This is a genomic window from Catenovulum maritimum (assembly GCF_001050375.1).
In the GTDB taxonomy this organism is placed as follows: domain Bacteria; phylum Pseudomonadota; class Gammaproteobacteria; order Enterobacterales; family Alteromonadaceae; genus Catenovulum; species Catenovulum maritimum.
Map to the genome: position 1 here is coordinate 199,561 of NZ_KQ130487.1, position 19,137 is coordinate 218,697.

Sequence of the window (19,137 nt, forward strand, 5' to 3'; positions counted from 1 at the left end):
CAATTCACCTAAATTTAGTGGTTAATGTGATCTATCTTATCTAGCTTGGCTTAATCTAAGCCCAATTTATTTTTTATTTATAATAAGTTATAACGAGTTATCTAGGCGAAATCAAACCTATGATAGCTCAAACAGCATTACTTTTTCGATTTGAGTAACTCTGATAAAGGTTTAGGCTTAGCTATTCCATATCCTTGAGCATAATCTATTCCTATTTGCTTAAGATCTGCCAAAATCTCTTCTGATTCAACAAATTCCGCAACAGTTTCCATACCAATTGCTTTGGCAACTTCGTTTATAGATTTAACCATAGCGCGATCAATTGGATCAATCAGCATGTCTTTAACAAAACTACCGTCTATTTTGACATAGTCAACTGGTAAATTTTTCAAATACCCATAAGAAGAAAAACCACTACCGAAATCATCTAGTGCAAAAGTACAACCTAATTTATGGAAGCATTTAATAAAACTTAAAGTTTCGTCTAATTGTTGAATTGCTAATGACTCTGTAATTTCAAAACAAATTTTTTCGTAAGGTATTCGATATTTCTCGAAACAATTCAAAATATAAATTTGCATATCTTCGTCAGCTAAAGAAGGTCCCGACAAGTTGATCGCACATTTTGCTAATCTATCCATGTGTTGTGGGTAAGTTTGTAACCAAGCAAAATAATGGTTAATCACCCATTTATCGATAGATGGCATAATACCGTATCTTTCAGCTGCAGGTAAAAACGCACCTGGTGGTACCAATTTATCGTTTTCATCTAACATACGGATCAGGATTTCATAATGCTGCATTGGCGTGTGACGATTGATTGGATATAAAGTTTGAAACTCCAACCTAAATCTATCATGTGCGAGCGCATCATTTATTTTGCTAACTTGGCGCATTTCGTCATGACGATTTTTTACATCCGCATCCGATTCAGTATAAGCGTGAATGCGATTTCGACCTTTATCCTTAGCTGTGTAACATGCGGTATCCGCAATGCTCAACACTTGATCAATAGAGTGGTTTTCACTACTCACCTCAACCATGCCGATACTGATGCCTAAAGTGAATACTCGATTTTCCCAAACGAATCTAAAGTCTTGAACCGCCTGCTTTAACCTAAAAGCGATAACAAAAGCAGCATCGCCGATACAATCTTTAAGTAAAACACCAAATTCATCACCGCCCAATCGTGCAATCGAGCCTTGTTGATTTAATGCATCTCTTAACTCTTCAGTTAATTGCCTAAGTAAAATATCACCGGCTTTATGCCCACATGTGTCATTCACTAACTTGAATTGATCTAAATCCATGTAAAGCAAAGTATGTTTGGAGTTAGTATCTGAGCATTCGAATAAAGCTTCGTTTAGCATTCGCTCAAATTCTCGACGATTTAGCAAGCCAGTTAGAGAGTCATGCGATGCTAAAAATTCGAGCTGACTGGCTGACTTTTTCTTTTCACTAATATCAATTAATGAGCCAATTAACACGCTGCCATCGGTACTCTCTGGTTCATATCTAAGATTGATAGAAACCCATATTTTCTTACCATTACTTCGACGCCACTGGGCTTCAAAACCTATAATCCGGCCAAACTCCCTCGCTTTCGCAACCAGCTTATCTCTCTCTCTTGGCACGACATAAAATTCTCTGGTATTAGATTTATGCCCTAATAATTCTTCTAAATCTATGTATCCCAATAATTCATAAAAAGCTTTATTGGCTCTAATGATTTTACCATTTTCGGTCGTGGTAAAATGGCCTTCAACCGCATGCTCATAGATATCATAAAACTGCTGAAAATGATGCATAGCTTCTAGTTGAGCTTTTAATCTTTTTCGACGTTCGATTTTAATTTTATCTGCTAATGAACCAAATAAAACGATATAAGCAAAAAATTGCGAAATAACCACACTATATTCAGTGACTAAGTTACGTGGTACCCAACCAAATCGATTCGCAACAAAAAGTAATACTGACAAGCTGATAATACCAAAACACCATAAGAAGCGATTAGCGCTCTTGCGACTTTTTTTAAGATAAATAATCGATGCTGAGATGAATAAGCAAATCGTGAGTAACAGCACAAATATCAATAAATAAACTCTCCACATATGCGGCAGTGGGATACTGATAAAAGCGAAAATAAAACTCGCGTAAGCTAAGCCTTTTGCAGCCCAAAATAACCTATCATGGTATTTTTTAAAACTAAGAAATTCATTGATAAATAAATTGATAAAACCAAGGGTAAAACCAAGTGCTATCATAGTGACAGCTTGACTGATATAAGGCATACCAGGCCAGATTAATTGCAGTGTAAACCCTTTTAAGCTGGAGAAAAACAGTAAGAATGAAATTGAAAAAAGAGAGTAATATAGAAAGCTTTTATCACTCGCGGTAAAGTAAATAACAATACCAAATAAACTAGCGATTAATAAAATACCTAAACAAACACCTAAGAGTAAAGAGTGAGCACCATCTTCGGCAATCAAATCACTAGGCGACCATAAAGAAATAGGTAATTGAAAAAAACTATCGTTTTCAATTTTAAACAAAACCCTATATTCAGATTGAGCATCTATATTGACAGGAAAAATAAAGCTTCTATGAGGCACAGCCCGAGAAGAAACTGATTGGTAAAGCCCTGATTGACCAATTTTATCTGTGCTGCCAGTCGTCAAATCCTGTAAATAGACTTCTATGCTATCGAGCAAAGGCGAGTCGATAAATAAATAACTCTGGGCTAATTCTAGCCCTGTATTTTTAACGTCGAAATACAACCAATAAGCTTGATCAGTCCTAGGTAAAACTGGCACTTGAGAATCGGTCGCTTGCCAATTCATGATATGAAAGTTTTCTGTGATATTACTGACATTCATATCTTTGTCTGTCAGTTGATAGGATACAAAATAACCTAATTCTATCTGTTTTTGCTCTTTTAATAGCTCTATTTGTACGTTTTTTGCAAAAGCTGTGGTGTGGCTTAAAAATAAACAAACGAATAAAAAGCGAATAAAGCTCTTAATTAACATTAATAAAAGTGACCTATTAAAATAAAACTAATAAATTTGAGTCAGTTGTGATTCACATTAACACATAAATAATATATTAAAAGCCGATTATTAGAAGTAAAAACGGCAGCCTAACACTATATTTTTTTATTTATTACTTGGTTAAGTTTAGTCAAAATTTGATAATTATCAGCCTCAAACCAAATTGCACCAGATAAATCTTCAAAACATAAATTAATTGTTTGATTATCATATAACAATCGCCAACTAATTCTATCGGCACCTAATACAATTTCTTTTAAATCTAAATTAACGCTATTTAACCAAGATTCAATTAATTCTGGGGCGGATTCCCAGTCTAACTCTAAATTAAAGTGACACTGTAAAACATCTTCAACTTGTGTAAGTGCTATTAATTTTAACTGCTGCATGATATTTGTATCTCTTGAGCCCACTCAGGTGGGTTTTGCGCAAAGTGCTGAAACGTTTCTTGTTCAGCAAAAGGATTTTTTAATAACTCAAATAATTGGTTTACTAAATTATAGTCACCAGATTCAGCAGCTTCTATCGCTTGTTGAACAAGATAATTACGCAAAATGAACTTAGGGTTTACCTTTTTCATGTTTTCAAACCTTTGCTCACAACTTAATTTCTCTAAACTTAAGCGTCTTTTGTAAGCATTAATCCACTCGGTACTCTTTTCGGTTGCGCCAAACCAAGCCAGCAATTCAGCTTGCTCTAGTGTATTGGATAGGAACCTAAAAGTATTCGTCCAATCCAGTTGATTTTCTTCCATTACAACTAGGAGCTGTGCGACTAAATTCTGATCTTCTTTTTGCGTTGTCATTAAACCTAACTTGGCACGCATCAATTCAGCATATGCATTAACAAATAAGGTTTCATATTGAGTTAATATTTCGCGTAAATCCTCAACGGGTAACAAGTCAGATAAAGCATGGGCTAAACAATTTAGATTCCATAATGCGATATTCGGTTGCTTATTATAAGCATATCGACCCGTGTGGTCTGAATGGTTACAAATATAATTGGATTGATAGGCATCCATAAATGCATATGGCCCATAGTCAAATGTAATGCCTAAGATAGACATATTATCCGAGTTCATCACACCGTGACAAAAACCAAATGCTTGCCATTTAGCCACCATTTCAGCAGTATTTTTGACCACTTGCTGTAAAAAAGCATAGGTTGGATTTTCAGCTTGAGCGCAGTCAGGAAAATGATGTTGTATGGTAAATTCAACTAAGTTTTTTAATTCATCTTTTTGCTGGGTGTAATAAAAGTATTCAAAGTGACCAAAGCGAATGTGAGAAGGACAAACTCGGGTGACCATTGCCGCTTTTTCTTCTGTTTCTCGATAAACAGCATCTTCACCTGTCGTTAGCGCTAATGCTCGACTTGTCGGTATACCTAGATTAAACAAAGCCTCACTTGCTAAAAACTCTCGAATAGACGAACGTAATACAGCTCGACCATCTCCACCTCGAGAAAAAGGTGTAATACCCGAACCTTTTAAGTGTAAGTCCCAACTCTGATTATCTTGTGCTATGACTTCGCCTAATAATAGTCCCCTGCCATCGCCTAATTGAGGGTTATACTGGCCAAACTGATGACCTGTATATTTTTGTGCATTGGGCTGCATACCCTGAATTAATTTGTTACCACTGAAAACTTGAACAAAATCATCTTGGTTTAGAAAGTCAGCAGGTATATTTAAGAATTCAGCTAAATCAGGATTAACCGCGACTAGCTTAGGTTGAGTTAGACCATTTGGCGATTGTTGATGACAAAACTCAGCGAACTGATTTAAATAAGTATTGTTAAATTGCATTCATTTTCTCGGTTAATATTTATCAGGTCTCTAGTTGCTTGTGCTTTAAATGGATAAAGCAGTTTCTTGCCAAAAAGCACTGACTAAAGGGTCTGTTAGTTGTTTTTGTAAGCAACATACACCTAGTTGAAAGCTTTCTATGTCTTTACCTGCATCTAAAGTACGAACCTTATCTCTCACTGGACTATTTTCAATCACGATATCTGGTGCTAAGCCGACACCACAACCCAAAGCAACCATAGATACAATCGCTTCATGCCCTGCAACTCTCGCGTATATATTCGGTTTAATATGGTGCGATCTAAACCATTTTTCACTTCTGGTTTTAGTCAAACCCGCATCGGCAATAATAAATGGTATATTTTGCCACGAAGGCTGAGGTTCGGCTAATTTATCATTCACATCACAAGGCATCACAGGTGCGATTAATGATACATGAATTAAATCAATTTGCTTAAATGCAATATTAGTCGGCAATTGTTCCGGCTTGGCTGAAATTGCAATATCGACCGAGCCTTGCTCTATTTTCTTAATCGCTAAGGACGCAGCCCCTGTTTCAAGCAAAATATCAACATTAGGATGCTTCTTGCTGAGCCGGTTTAAAATAGGTGGAATATGAGAATAGCTTGCAGTAACAGAGCAAAAAACTTTGAGCTGACCTTTGAGCATTTTGCTATCAATTTGAGTCTGGGTTTTAAACGCTTGCCAATTATCTAAGGTTTGCCGAGCAAAGGCTAAAAATTTGAGCCCTGACTCAGATAACACAACGCTACGATTGTCTCGCTCAAATAGAATGCAGCCGGCTTCCTCTTCTAATTTTTTGATCATGCGACTTAAAGTAGGCGCACTTAAATGCATAGCTTCAGCTGTTTTAGCAAAATGTAAAGATTCAGCTAAATGGACAAAATATTTTAAAGTTTTTAATTCCAATCGCTAATTCCTCGATAAATGATTCTGAGTACCCATTATTTCATTTAATGCAATACAGTTTTTTAAATATATCACTTTAAGCAACATAAAGGATAGGGTAAAGTGTGCGCCATTCTCAGCAATTTGATTTTTTTCATCTATGCTTGAGTGCGGTTACTTTCATATTAATTCACTTAGGAATTATCAAAATGGGTCAAAATTATTTCAATACGCTTACTCTACGTGAGCAATTAGACCAATTAGGTCGTTGTCGTTTTATGGATCGTAGCGAGTTTGCTGACGGTTGTAATGCATTAAAAGGCAAAAAAGTTGTTATCGTTGGTTGTGGTGCACAAGGTTTAAACCAAGGTTTAAACATGCGCGATTCTGGTTTAGACGTTTCTTATGCTTTACGTGGCGCAGCTATCGCTGAAAAACGTGCTTCATGGAAAAATGCAACTGACAATGGTTTCACTGTTGGTACATATGAAGAATTAGTCCCTACTGCAGATTTAGTATGTAACTTAACACCTGACAAACAGCACACAGCTGTAGTGACTGCTGTTATGCCATTAATGAAGCAAGGCGCAACTTTAGCATACTCACATGGTTTCAACATTGTTGAAGAAGGTATGCAAATCCGTGAAGACTTAACAGTTATCATGTGTGCTCCTAAATGTCCTGGTTCTGAAGTACGTGAAGAATACAAGCGTGGTTTCGGTGTTCCTACACTAATCGCAGTTCACCCTGCAAATGACCCACAAGGTCACGGTTTAGAGTGGGCTAAAGCATATGCTTCTGCAACTGGTGGTGACAGAGCGGGTGTTTTAGAGTCTTCTTTTGTAGCTGAAGTTAAATCTGACCTTATGGGCGAGCAAACTATCCTTTGTGGTATGTTACAAACTGGCGCTATCTTAGGTTATGACAAGATGATTGCTGATGGCATCGAGCCAGGTTATGCATCTAAATTAATCCAATACGGTTGGGAAACTATCACTGAAGCGCTTAAATACGGCGGCATCACTGGTATGATGGATCGTTTATCTAACCCTGCTAAAGTTGAATGTTTCGCATTAGCTGGTCAGTTAAAAGACATTTTACGTCCATTATTCTACAAGCACATGGATGACATCATCACTGGTCACTTCTCTAAAACTATGATGGAAGATTGGGCAAATGATGATGCGAATCTTTTAAAATGGCGTGCCGAAACAGCTGAAACTAACTTCGAAAAATCAACAGCACAAGATGCGCCTATCGATGAGCAAGAATACTTCGATAACAACATCTTATTCGTTGCTATGGTTAAAGCGGGTGTTGAATTAGCATTTGAAGCTATGACTGAGTCTGGCATCATTGAAGAATCTGCATACTACGAGTCTTTACATGAAACTCCGTTAATTGCTAACACGATTGCGCGTAAGAAATTATACGAAATGAACGTGGTTATCTCTGATACTGCTGAATACGGTTGTTACTTATTCGCACACGCAGCAGTACCTATGCTAACAGACTTCGTTAACGACTTAGATTCAGCTTTCATTGGTAAATATGTTGCGCCTGCATCTAACACTGTTGATAACGCTTTATTAGTTAAAATTAACGACGAAATTCGTAACCACCCAGTTGAGTGGGTTGGCCAAGAATTACGTGGTTACATGACTGACATGAAAGCGATTGTTGATAAAGATGCTATCTAATTAAGATTAGATCATAATATTTTTATATAAAAACCGATGCTTGCATCGGTTTTTTTGTATTAAATTTTTAAAGAAAGTAATAATGAGAATAAGTCAATTTAAAAAAAAGTATTTATCTTCCGATAAGAGAACAATTAAAAAGAAATACAAGCAAGTATTCGGTTTCGAGCCTAACCTAAAAAACCCAAAACGATTCACTGAAATTATCAACTGGTGTAAATTACATATTCGAACAAAGCTAATGACACAATGTAGCGATAAATTAGCAGTTCGAGAATATGTCAAAGACAAGATAGGTGAAGAGTATTTAGTCCCTTTACTTGCCTACGGCAAGACATGGGACAGTATCAATTTCACTCAGTTAGAGGCTCCTTTTATCATTAAAACTAATCATGGTAGCGGCGGTAATAAAATCGTACATGACATCAGTAAACTGGATCATCTCACCTCTAAAAATCAATTTTCAGATTGGCTAAGAGAAAATTACTACTGTGGTTTACGTGAGTGGCAGTATAAAAACATTAAACCACAAATCTTAGTTGAAAAATTACTAATGAATTCTGAAAATGAAATACCTGATGACTACAAATTTTATTGCTTTAATTACGGCTCAGATATTGAATTAATTATTGAGATAACCAGAGGTCGATTTAAACAAATCAAGCGAGCTTTTTATACTGAAGATTGGACTAAATTGCCTACACAAGTCGCCTTTCCAATGTGTATTGAAGAATTAAAACCACCTGAAAATTTTAAATTAATGTGTGATTTAACGCGAAAATTGGCTAAACCATTTAAATATGTACGTGTTGACTTATACAACGTGGATGGTGAGATATTTTTTGGCGAACTTACATTTTCACCTTTTTCAGGTTTGATGGAAATTACACCTGATGAGTGGGATTTCGTTTTAGGGGAAAAACTGCTTAAAACAGGTGTTTTAAATCAATAAAGCACCTGTTTTATCACAGAATTATAAATATCGGCGTTTCAAACATTCAATTAAAGAATTTTCAGAGTAAGTGGCATCTTTAGAAAATCCATCTTCTCTTCTCATCATTTCATTCCATAAATGAATAGCATAAGTATCAGGGAAGTAAGGTTCAGGTGTAGGGAATGTCTCATCAAAAATATTATCCCAGCAGGTTGAATGGATAGGGTAAAATGCTGTCATCGGCAACTTATGTTTTTCAAATAATCCAAAATGTTCAAGCGCTTTTGTAAAGCCTATCGGGCCTGTTTCGCCCCATTTAACATTCCCTCTTTTATTGCCTTCTATATACTTCCTAAATAATTTTCTTCGCTTTTCTCTAGTTGTATCGTACGGTAAAAAATCATTCGGATTTTCAACTTGATTAGCCAAAAAATTAAAAATTTCGAGACCCGGTTTTGCGCCAACAACAGCACAATTAACTTTATCAAATTGCTCTTTGCCAAAAAATAAGTCAGTGTCAAAATCAAACGGCTTTAAACAAACAACATCTGTGTCGATCCAAACTCCGCCTTCTTTATAAAGCATGAGGTATCTAAACCAATTGGCAAACCCAGCATAACTTGGCTTTTTTTTATACTTATAGATTTTATTTTCAGCTAAAATTTCATTTGCATCACGAACGATAACCCCTTCGGGTATATTTTGTACTTTACCATAAGTAAAAAGCTCAACTTTATGCCCATTTTTGACAAAAGAAGCTAAAGAAACCTGTTCAATTAGACTTAAGCGCTCTCCAATCCATAGCGCTTTAATTGTCCATAAATTATCTTTCATTAATGTTACCTATTCCTTAATATTTACCAATTTTAACATATTTCTGAAAACCAAATACGGTATAATAATCAAAACATAAAATTTTTATCCTTCATATTATAGAGTCTTTAATGTTAGAAACTTACATAATCAATTTATCTTCATCATTGGATCGATGGCAACACATTAGAGGTCGACTCGATGATTTAAAAATAACTTATAATAGGTTCGAAGCGGTAGATGGCCGCTCAAAAGCACATCCTTTATTTAGCAGGTATAATGATAAATTAAGGTTAAAATATAGAAGTGGAAAGTTATCAGGTGGCGAACTAGGCTGCTTTGCATCCCATTATTTACTTTGGAAAAAGTGCGTTGAATTGGACAAGCCTCTGTTAATTTTAGAAGATGATATTCGAATTACGGAGCAGCTGAAAACAGCAATACAGATATCAGAGAAATATATTTCCCGACTCGGTTATATTAGGCTCGCAGGCATTGAACCAAGTAAGGGTAAGCTTTCTTCTATTAAGAGCTTAGGGGAGTTTGAATTTTTAGAGCATAGCCAAGGTCCATCTGGAACCCAAGCTTATGTTATATCACCGACAACTGCTCAAATATTGATAGATAATGCTACAAGTTGGTATTTACCTGTGGACGTATACATGGACCGATATTGGAGTCATGGTGTTCGCTGCATAAGTCTTATGCCATACCCAATCGAACTAGCTGATTTTGAAAGTAACATGCTAAGGTCCTCCTTAGCCAATAAAACAATTAAAATCAAACTTAATCGAGAGTTAACTCGATTAAAAGAACAAATATATAGATTTGTGATTAGGCAAAAATATATATTTAAAAGTCACACCTCAAAAATATCATAATCAGGGCTCCACCTTTCAGGGAAGTATATGAACATTCTATTTGTTGACTGGGCTTACAAAGGTGAGCAATATAATTTATCGACATTAAAAGAAAAAGCCGTTGGTGGTAGCGAGTCAACATTAATCAAAGTAGCGACTGAACTTGCTAAAACACACAAGGTATTCGTTAATCAATATAACTGTGTTGAAAGCTATCAGGACCACGGTGTCCGATACATAAACAAAGCTGAGATGAATTCTCTCGCCAAAGACAACCAAATTGATGTCTGTATCGTAATGCGTAAAACAAAATTACTAAACCAATTTGTTGAACTATTCCAAGATGCGAAAATACTTTTATGGGCTCATGATTTCTTATCCGCAAAAAATATGCTGCTAAATAAAAAGTATATTAAAAACCAAGTGAGGATCATCTCAGTATCTCTATCACATATGGGCCATAGTGCGGCATCAGTGAGAAGTGACTTTAAAACAATTTCTAGTAAAAATGCATGGGTAAGGCCTGCAAATTGGCCAGTTAGCTATATTTACAATCCAATAGAAAATGATTTAAAACCAGATGACACCGAAGTAGATAAAAACAAATTAGTTTTTTTTAGCTCCCCACATAAAGGGTTATCTCAAGTTTTAGCACACTTTCAAGCAGCAAAAAAACAATTGCCAGATTTAAGGTTGTTAGTCGCTAACCCAGGATACAGGTTGAAAGCAGGAAAAAAAGCGCCAAATTTAGAACAACAATTAAACCAGCCTGGAGTTGAGTTAATTGGCGGGTTACCGCAACACGAGATAATTCAGCATGTACGTTCAGCATTATGTGTGTTTTACCCTCAATCAGTTTTCCCTGAAACCTTCGGTTTAATTTATGCCGAAGCACACGCAGTAGGCACCCCTGTACTGGCGCATGATTTCGGCTCTGCCTCCGAGTTATTATTACAAGACGAGCTTGTCGACGCGCACGACCAAAAGCAAGTTCTAGACAAACTGATCAATTGGCATAATGGCCATAGACCTAAAGTAGCATTAGATGAAAAGTTTAGAATGGCAAATGTGATAGAAAACTGGCATCAATTATTAAACAGAGTAAATTATGACTAACCCTATTAACTTAAGTGCTGTGATTTTAACCCTAAATGAGGCCGATAGAATAAAACCTTGTCTAGAAAGTTTACAGGAATTAGCTGACGAAATTTTAGTTTTAGATTGCGGAAGCCAAGACGATACTGTCAATATATGTAACCAATATCCCAATGTAAATGTAGTAGAAACAGATTGGCCAGGTGAAGGTATACAACGACAACGTATGATAGACCTTAGCCGTGGGGAATGGCTGCTTTGGATTGACGCGGACGAAAGGGTTTCGCCAGAATTAAAACAAGAAATTCAACAGAAACTCAGTAACACAACATCGAATGTTAATGCTTACGACATTAAGTGGTCCACTATATACTTTAAGCAAGCCTGTATCTTTGGTGGTTTGGGTGATAGCCACATCCGCTTATTTAAGCGTTCAGATGCCCAATTTGATAAAGACCAACTCGTCCACCCAAAAGTGCACCTAAATAATAAAAAAGTAGAGACTTTAAAAGGTCGTTTGTTACATGAAAGTTTTCGAAATTATCAGCATTTACTCGCTAAGAATATAGATTATTCACTTAGAGGTGCGCAGCAAAAAGTAAACAAAAATAAGTCAGCATCAATACCAGAGGCTCTACTTAGATCGCTGTGGAGATTCATTAAAGTTTATCTAATTGATCTGGGTATTTTAGATGGCCAGCGTGGCTTTTTAAATGCGGTAATGGCAGCTCAATATGTTTTTAATAAATATGCTGCGATCTGGGCAAGCAAACATACAAACCAGCTTTAGTTTCAGGTAAAATCACTATTTTCATTTTTTATGGACTATAAATGCCTCAATTAATCTCAGTAATTTTTACAACTTATAACTCTATTGATTGGTTACAAAAAGTTCTTTGGGGCTTTGAATGTCAAACCGACCAAAATTTTGAAGTAATAATTGCTGATGATGGTTCGACGACGGATACTAAAGACTTCATCAATGCGTTTAAAAAGTCCTCGAAATTAAAAATAAAACACGTTTGGCATGAAGATAATGGCTTTCAGAAGTGCATTATTTTAAACAAAGCGATTACTGCGGCTGAAGGCAATTATCTGGTCTTTACTGATGGGGATTGCATTCCAAGAAAAGACTTTGTCAAAACGCATCGGGATTATGCTACTCCAGGTTACTTTTTATCTGGCGGCTACTTTAAGCTGCCAATGGAAACGAGTAAGGCAATTGCACAACAAGACGTTGCTTCTGGAGATGCCTTTGACATTAACTGGTTAATGAAGAATGGTTACCCAGCTAAAGGTAAAAAATTAAGGTTAACCGCATCAGGTTTTCAAGCCAAATTATGTAATTGGTTAATTCCAACAGCAAAAACTTGGAATGGGCACAATGCTTCAGGTTGGAAAGCCGACATTATCAAGGTCAATGGTTTTGATGAACGGATGCAGTACGGTGGCGAAGATTGCGAGATGGGCGATAGACTTAAATTCTCAGGGTTAAAAGTCAAACGAATACGATATTCCGCGATATGCGTCCATTTAGATCATGCTAGAGGCTATGTAAATCAAGCAATGAAAGATAAAAACAAAGCGATTCGTAACGAAACTATAAAAGATAAAAAAACCTATACCCATTTTGGGATCAGCCAAGAATAAGCAAACTTTTATCGCGTTATCTCTAACGGCAGCTCAAGTGTGAAACAGCTGCCCTCTCCCACCTTACTTGTTACTTTAATCCGACCACCGAGTAAGGCTGCAAATTTTTGACAAATGGCCAAGCCAAGTCCAGAGCCTTCGTATGCTTTAGAGTTTGCGTTTAACTCATGTTTGTTTGAATGAGAAACTTGCCTAAACTCGTCGAAAATAGACTCTAGCTTATCCTTATCTATTCCACCGCCTGTATCTTTAACGTCCACCTCGAAATTGAAATCTGTTAATCTATAGTCAATCGAGATTGTTCCATTTTGGGTAAACTTACAAGCGTTGCTTAATAAATTGATCAATATTTGTTCTAATTTTGCTTTATCACTTTCAACAAATAACTCTAATGTGTTTTGCGGTCCAACCAATAAATTTTGATTTTTATCCAGCATAGGCGTAACAACATCAATGGCAGTATTGATAGACTGTTTTAAATCTAACGGCTTTAGATCTATCTCCATTTTTCCAGCTTCAACTTTTGATAACTCCAATATACTATTAATGAGTGCTAGTAACCGGTCTGAGTTACGTTGAACTTTCTCTAAATCTGAAACAAAATTATCATGTCCTTCTAACTCCATCTCTTCTCGAATCAAATCTATATAACCAATGATAGCTTGAATAGGTGTTCTTAGTTCATGGGTCACATTGGCCAGAAAAACAGATTTATGCCTAGAAGCGGTTAATGCAGCATCTCTGGCGGCTAGCAACTCTTTAGTTCGCTGTAACACTTCCACTTCTAGTTGATCTCTGTGCAACCTAAGTTCTTCATCTTGATCGTCTAGCGCTCGCATCATAGCGTTATAAGCTTGAGCCATACGACGAATTTCTTTCGGTCCCTCCGGGCTACACTGGATATGCAAACCCGATTTTTCGGATTCATACATGACACTCGCTAACCCAGAAATAGGTTGAGTGAATTTTGAAATAGCCCAATTAATCACAATCACAAGTAAAATGATGGTAATTGTGCTGATGACGAATATGGAAATAAATATAGTTTGTTGCGCAGAGTTAATATTGGTTTTGCTAATTTGGCTGACCACATAAAAAGGGTTGCCATCTTGATCCTTTACCTGCTGTTTAAAATAGAGGTAATTCAAGCTTTCTAAATAATCATTATCCGCGATGCTGACTAACTGTTTAATTTTAAATTGAGTATATAGTTTCTCAGCCAATAAATTATAGTTTTTATCATAGATAGCTGCGCCGACTAAATCTGGGCTCTTAAGACTTTTCCAAATGTGTTCAAGCTCAATTGTATTCTGCTCTAGCTGAAGCTTAATTTGCTCCGTAAGTTCAGTCGTGGTGAGTCTTGCATCATTGATAATATAACTTTCTAATTTTTGACTTGCTAAATAGGCAGAAACAAAACTGCCAAACGCACATAAGGGCACAATACTCACGATAATAATAATGAGTAGCTGGCGTCGAAAACTCATATTGAGCCCAAAGAAATGCTTAATAAAAACTTTTAACATCGATTGTAAATCACTGAAAGTTGATAATTTTTGCTTATGTCACTAAGGATCGTCTACAATCCGCGGTAATACAACTCTATCACTACATTTATTACATGAAATTAAACCCAGGACAAGCCGAAGCTGTTAGTTACGTAACAGGCCCTTGCCTCGTACTTGCGGGTGCGGGAAGTGGTAAAACACGTGTGATCACCAATAAAATTGCACACCTAGTCACTAATTGTGGCTACAAGGCAAATCAAATTGCAGCGGTTACTTTTACCAATAAAGCAGCAAAAGAAATGCGTGAGCGAGCAAGTGCAACTTTACCAAAAGGTAGTGGTCGAGGTCTAATGGTTTCAACCTTCCACACTCTGGGGTTAAATTTAATTAAGCGCGAATATAAAACGCTCAACATCAAACCTGCTTTCAGCTTGTTTGATGATCAAGATACCCTCGCATTGCTAAAACAACTAACAGAAAAGGCTCTAGACGGAGATAAAGATAAACTCGCCACTTTGCAAAGGAAAATATCGAGCTGGAAGAATGACTTAATTTTACCCGAACAAGCCATAGCGCAATCCCAAATGGATACTGATAAGTTTTATGCCCAGTGTTATCAGGCCTATGTAAAACAACTATCTGCTTACAATGCATTCGATTTTGACGATCTTATACTCGTACCAACTCTACTGCTCAAGAATAACGAAGAAGTAAGAAATAGATGGCAGCGAAAAATTAGATACCTGCTGGTAGATGAATATCAAGATACCAACACCAGTCAATATGAATTTGTAAAACAGTTAGTCGGCACCCGAGGCTTATTTACAGTGGTAGGTGATGACGATCAATCTATATATAGTTGGCGCGGAGCCAAGCCACAAAATCTAGTTTTACTCCAAACCGATTTTCCGCGTTTAAAGTTAATAAAACTAGAACAAAACTATCGCAGTGTTCAATGTATTCTAAACGCGGCCAATGTTTTAATTGCAAACAATCCGCATGTTTATGATAAGTCATTATTCAGTGAAATGGCTTATGGCGAGCCAATCAAAGTCTTATTTGCCAAAAATGAAGAAAATGAAGCCGAAAAAGTTATTTCCGAATTAATTGCGCATAAATACATGCGTAAAAGTAAATTCAAAGACTATGCAATTTTATACCGAGGCAATCATCAGTCTCGGGTTTTTGAAAAAACGTTAATGACCAATAGAATCCCTTACAAAATAAGTGGCGGCACTTCCTTTTTCGCTCGTAGCGAGATAAAGGATATAATGGCGTATCTAAGGTTAATGACAAACCCGGATGATGATAATGCCTTTCTACGTATTGTAAATGTGCCTAAAAGGGAAATAGGCCCAGCAACTTTAGAAAAACTAGGCACGCTAGCAAATAGCCGTCATATCAGCTTATTTGAAGCTAGCTTTGAGACGCTGGCATTGAGTAATGCGATATCTGAAAAGAAGCTAACGACTTTACAAGGCTTCACTCGCTGGTTAGTCGAACTTGAAGATAGAAGTGAAAGAGGCAGTCCTATTGAAGCCGTTCGCGACTTGATAAAAGGCATTCGCTACGAAGCTTACCTTTATGAAACCTCTCCAAGCGGCAAAGCTGCCGAAATGAGAATGAAGAATGTTAGCCAATTATTTAAATGGATAACCGACATGCTCGAAGGGGATGCAGATAACGAACCTCTAACCTTAAAAGAAGCTGTAGCTAAACTGACTTTAAGAGACATGATGGAAAGAGGCGAAGAAGAAAGTGAAGCCGATCAAGTCCAGCTAATGACATTACACGCCTCTAAAGGTCTAGAATTTCCATTTGTATTTTTAGTCGGTGCAGAAGAGGGTTTACTGCCACACCAATCAAGCATAGATGAAGGCAACATAGAAGAAGAGAGACGCTTAGCTTATGTTGGTATCACCCGAGCTCAAAAAGAATTGATCTTCACCTTAGTAAAAGAACGTAGACAATTTGGCGAAATGGTACGCCCTGAACCGAGTCGATTCCTGTACGAACTGCCTCAGGAAGACTTAAACTGGGAAGTAAAAAAAGCTAAGGTGTCGGAAGAGGTGCGAAAAGAACAAGGCAAAGCTCATATTGCTAACTTACGCGATTTGTTAAAATGATTTTCAAGCTGAAGGTTTAGGCCTTCAGTATTTTGAATATGCTTGCCCTGCGCGAATAAACAGCCGATTTGGTTAGCGTTGGCCAACATCTGCTCATTTTCAATCCCTTCGGCAATCGTAATGTAACCCACTTGCTGACCAATCTGGACTATATGTTCAGCATATCTTTGTTTTTGTACCGAGGTCGTAATGGATTTAATCAAGCTTTGGTCTAATTTCACAAAATCAATATCGGCATTAAACAGCAGTGACATAGCACCAGCAGCAGCGCCAAAGTCATCAATTGCAATTCTAACCCCTAATTCACTTAACTGAGCAAAAGCAGTAATAACCTTATCAACCTCAGTTAAAGACAGCTCACTAAACTCCAAAATTAAGTGATGTAAATTTACTTTAGATTGATTCAGATAAATAAGTAATTGATTAAACTTTTGGCCATCTAATAAAACTTTACCCGATATATTCACTGAAACTAGATACTTATTAGCTTGATTTTTAGCATTTTCAAGATAGTTACAAGCTTGCTCTAATGCGAGTAAATCGATATCGAAAATAAGGCCTGTATCATAAGCTAGTTGTAAGAAATCTTTAGGTTTAAGTTTCCCCTTAACTGGGTGAGGCCAACGCACTAAAGCTTCTATCGCAACGATTTCATCACTTGATACATTAATGATAGGTTCAAATTCAAATTCAAATTGATTTTCTTTTAATGCTCTACGTAAATCTGTCTCTAGCTCCAACTGTGCAATTAAAGCTTGATGAAGGCTCTCATCAAACACTATGTAGCGTCCCCTGCCTAAGTTTTTAGCTTGATACATAGCTGCATCAGCATCACGCAAAACATCTGCTGGACGCTGATATTTATATTCAGACCCTGTAATGCCAATACTACAACCGGCATAAATCTCATGTTCATCGATAAAGAAGCTGACATTTAAAGCGTCAATAATATTTTGTGCGACGGTTTCAGGATCATGTATGGAGCTTTTACCCTGGAGTAAGATGACAAATTCATCACCGCCTAACCTAGCCAATATGTCTTTATGATGCAGACAATCACTGATTCTTTGACTCACTTCAACTAAGAACTTATCTCCTGTTAAATGGCCAAATGTGTCATTGATTAATTTAAATCTATCTAAGTCGATAAATAAAACACTAAATAAAAAGTCGGGATCTTGCTTACTCCGCCCTACCGTATGCATGAGCTTGCGATTAAACAATTGTCTGTTGGGCAAACCTGTCAAGCTATCATGATTTGCATCATGGTATAGCTGTGCTTGCACTTTTTTTCGTGCTTCAATTTGTTGGTGTAAATCCGAATTAACCAAATTAAGCGCTTCTGTTCTTTGTAGCACTAACTTTTCTAATTCTTGATTTGATCTATGCAGTGTTTGTTGCGCATGCCACTTATCGATTATTACACTGAAGTGGTTAGACACATATTCCAGTAGTTCAATATGATGACTATCGAAATGTGATGTCTGCGTATTTCTGAGCATAGCCAATAAAGCGACTCTATTGCCATCTATATTGATCGGCGCGGCTAACCAAGAATAGTCTTGTATGTGATTGATCTGACTATCAGATAAATGTAATACCTTTAACTCTGCTAATTTTTTACAATCTGTCCCTTCCAGTAATAAAGTGCAAGGATCAATTAACAGATAATCGTGCACACTTCTATATGCTGCTACATGCCCTGTCAAATCGACAGGCGGATCTGAATTAAAAACCTCCCAGACCGCAGACTGGCGATTAAATATTGTGACATATTGAGCGTCTACTTTAATTAATTGACTAAGCACTAAACTAAATTCAGTTAATAAAGAATCAAACGGTAATGAGAAATCATGTCTTTCTGTTAAATCGAGCAATAACTTTTGCGCTTGTTGAAAGTTCTCTTTTTGTAGTATCTCAGACTTCAAGCCAACATTTGCTTTATGTAACGCAAGTGTGCGGCTTTTAATTTCGCTTTCGAGCAACTGCTTTTGCTCAACTCTATCAATTGCATGAATAATATGTTGTGAAACAAACTGCAAAATAGCGAGATCTTGAGCGCTAAACTCTAAATCAGTTTGGTAGCTTTGTACAACTAGAGCGCCTACAACGAGTCCGTTTCTCGTTAATGGTACGCCTATCCAAGAATGAGCTCGACTGCCAATTTCAATAACCTCTCCTTCTTCAACTAATTGGTTAAATTTGGCTTGATCACATAAAAGAGGCGCTTTATTCCTTAGCACATAACCAGTCAGGCCAAACTCAATGACACCATTAGGTAGGTTCAATTTTTGATTTGGTTTGCTTAAATCAGAATAGTAAGGGATCTCTAGCTTTTGCGTAATTGGATCGCGGATCACTAAATATAAATTAGGTGCGAGCATCAGCTCTGAAATAATCAAATGGATTTTATGATAGAAAGTATCTATGTCTATATCTGCACTCGATAGCTCAGCAATAGACAATAAAGTCTTTTGTACATGTTCAGCTTGCTTTCTCAATCTGAGCAATTTTTTTAATTGCTTCTTTTTATCTAAACCGATAGTAGAAAGTTTTTTATGGCTACTCACTTATTCTGATACCTAATTTGTTTTTATACGCAATTAATCCAAGAAACACAGATTGACCCATAAAGCTTAGAAGAAGCTCAGCATTCAACAAGTTTAATTGCTTTTTTTGAAG

The 19,137-nt window shown here is 36.7% G+C and carries 14 protein-coding genes; 7 read left to right on the forward strand and 7 right to left on the reverse strand.

Annotation, left to right across the window (positions count from 1 at the left end; genetic code table 11):
- Window positions 1–137: 137 nt before the first annotated feature.
- The 4 genes from XM47_RS08380 to ilvY form a co-directional block, all read right to left on the reverse strand.
- The gene (locus XM47_RS08380; RefSeq protein WP_048691566.1) at window positions 138–3,029 is read right to left on the reverse strand and encodes an EAL domain-containing protein; all 2,892 of its coding nucleotides are present in this window, start codon (window positions 3,027–3,029) and stop codon (window positions 138–140) included.
- 116 nt (window positions 3,030–3,145) lie between these two features.
- On the reverse strand, window positions 3,146–3,439 hold the full coding sequence (locus XM47_RS08385; RefSeq protein WP_048691568.1) for a DUF3630 family protein: 294 nt from the start codon (window positions 3,437–3,439) through the stop codon (window positions 3,146–3,148).
- Window positions 3,427–4,860, reverse strand: coding sequence for a protein adenylyltransferase SelO (locus tag XM47_RS08390; protein WP_048691570.1), 1,434 nt, complete (start codon window positions 4,858–4,860; stop codon window positions 3,427–3,429). The genes XM47_RS08385 and XM47_RS08390 overlap by 13 nt, the downstream gene beginning before the upstream one ends.
- 45 nt (window positions 4,861–4,905) lie before the next feature.
- Entirely contained in the window at window positions 4,906–5,790 is an 885-nt protein-coding gene (gene ilvY, locus XM47_RS08395; protein ID WP_048691572.1) for an HTH-type transcriptional activator IlvY, read from the reverse strand.
- 188 nt (window positions 5,791–5,978) lie between these two features.
- On the opposite strand from ilvY, the gene ilvC reads away from it, so the two are divergent.
- Window positions 5,979–7,469, forward strand: coding sequence for a ketol-acid reductoisomerase (ilvC, locus tag XM47_RS08400; RefSeq protein ID WP_048691573.1), 1,491 nt, complete (start codon window positions 5,979–5,981; stop codon window positions 7,467–7,469).
- A gap of 82 nt (window positions 7,470–7,551) precedes the next feature.
- Window positions 7,552–8,421: an ATP-grasp fold amidoligase family protein gene (locus XM47_RS08405; protein ID WP_048691575.1), complete on the forward strand. Its 870-nt coding sequence runs from the start codon at window positions 7,552–7,554 to the stop codon at window positions 8,419–8,421.
- Window positions 8,422–8,442: 21 nt separating this feature from the next.
- Here the strand turns inward: XM47_RS08405 and XM47_RS08410 are convergent, their stop codons facing one another.
- Complete coding sequence (locus tag XM47_RS08410; protein ID WP_048691577.1) at window positions 8,443–9,237, reverse strand: glycosyltransferase; 795 nt, start codon at window positions 9,235–9,237, stop codon at window positions 8,443–8,445.
- A 110-nt stretch (window positions 9,238–9,347) separates the two neighbouring features.
- Here XM47_RS08410 and XM47_RS08415 point away from each other — a divergent pair, with 110 nt between their 5' ends.
- The 4 genes from XM47_RS08415 to XM47_RS08430 are packed head-to-tail and all read left to right on the forward strand — an operon-like array spanning window position 9,348 to window position 12,821.
- Window positions 9,348–10,097: a glycosyltransferase family 25 protein gene (locus XM47_RS08415; RefSeq protein ID WP_048691579.1), complete on the forward strand. Its 750-nt coding sequence runs from the start codon at window positions 9,348–9,350 to the stop codon at window positions 10,095–10,097.
- A gap of 27 nt (window positions 10,098–10,124) precedes the next feature.
- The gene (locus XM47_RS08420) at window positions 10,125–11,192 is read left to right on the forward strand and encodes a glycosyltransferase (protein WP_048691581.1); all 1,068 of its coding nucleotides are present in this window, start codon (window positions 10,125–10,127) and stop codon (window positions 11,190–11,192) included.
- Window positions 11,185–11,961, forward strand: a complete 777-nt coding sequence (locus tag XM47_RS08425; RefSeq protein WP_048691583.1) for a glycosyltransferase family 2 protein — start codon at window positions 11,185–11,187, stop codon at window positions 11,959–11,961. Before XM47_RS08420 ends, XM47_RS08425 begins: the two co-directional genes overlap by 8 nt.
- Before the next feature lie 41 nt (window positions 11,962–12,002).
- Complete coding sequence (locus XM47_RS08430; protein ID WP_048691585.1) at window positions 12,003–12,821, forward strand: glycosyltransferase family 2 protein; 819 nt, start codon at window positions 12,003–12,005, stop codon at window positions 12,819–12,821.
- 8 nt (window positions 12,822–12,829) lie between these two features.
- Here the strand turns inward: XM47_RS08430 and XM47_RS08435 are convergent, their stop codons facing one another.
- A complete protein-coding gene (locus XM47_RS08435) occupies window positions 12,830–14,308 on the reverse strand; it encodes a sensor histidine kinase (protein WP_172656511.1) in 1,479 nt (492 codons plus the stop codon).
- 134 nt (window positions 14,309–14,442) lie between these two features.
- Here XM47_RS08435 and rep point away from each other — a divergent pair, with 134 nt between their 5' ends.
- On the forward strand, window positions 14,443–16,455 hold the full coding sequence (gene rep, locus XM47_RS08440; protein ID WP_048691588.1) for a DNA helicase Rep: 2,013 nt from the start codon (window positions 14,443–14,445) through the stop codon (window positions 16,453–16,455).
- Here rep and XM47_RS08445 read toward each other — a convergent pair.
- Window positions 16,422–19,025, reverse strand: a complete 2,604-nt coding sequence (locus XM47_RS08445) for a sensor domain-containing phosphodiesterase (RefSeq protein WP_048691590.1) — start codon at window positions 19,023–19,025, stop codon at window positions 16,422–16,424. The two genes, rep and XM47_RS08445, sit on opposite strands and share 34 nt — an antisense overlap.
- Between the last annotated feature and the right edge of the window lie 112 nt (window positions 19,026–19,137).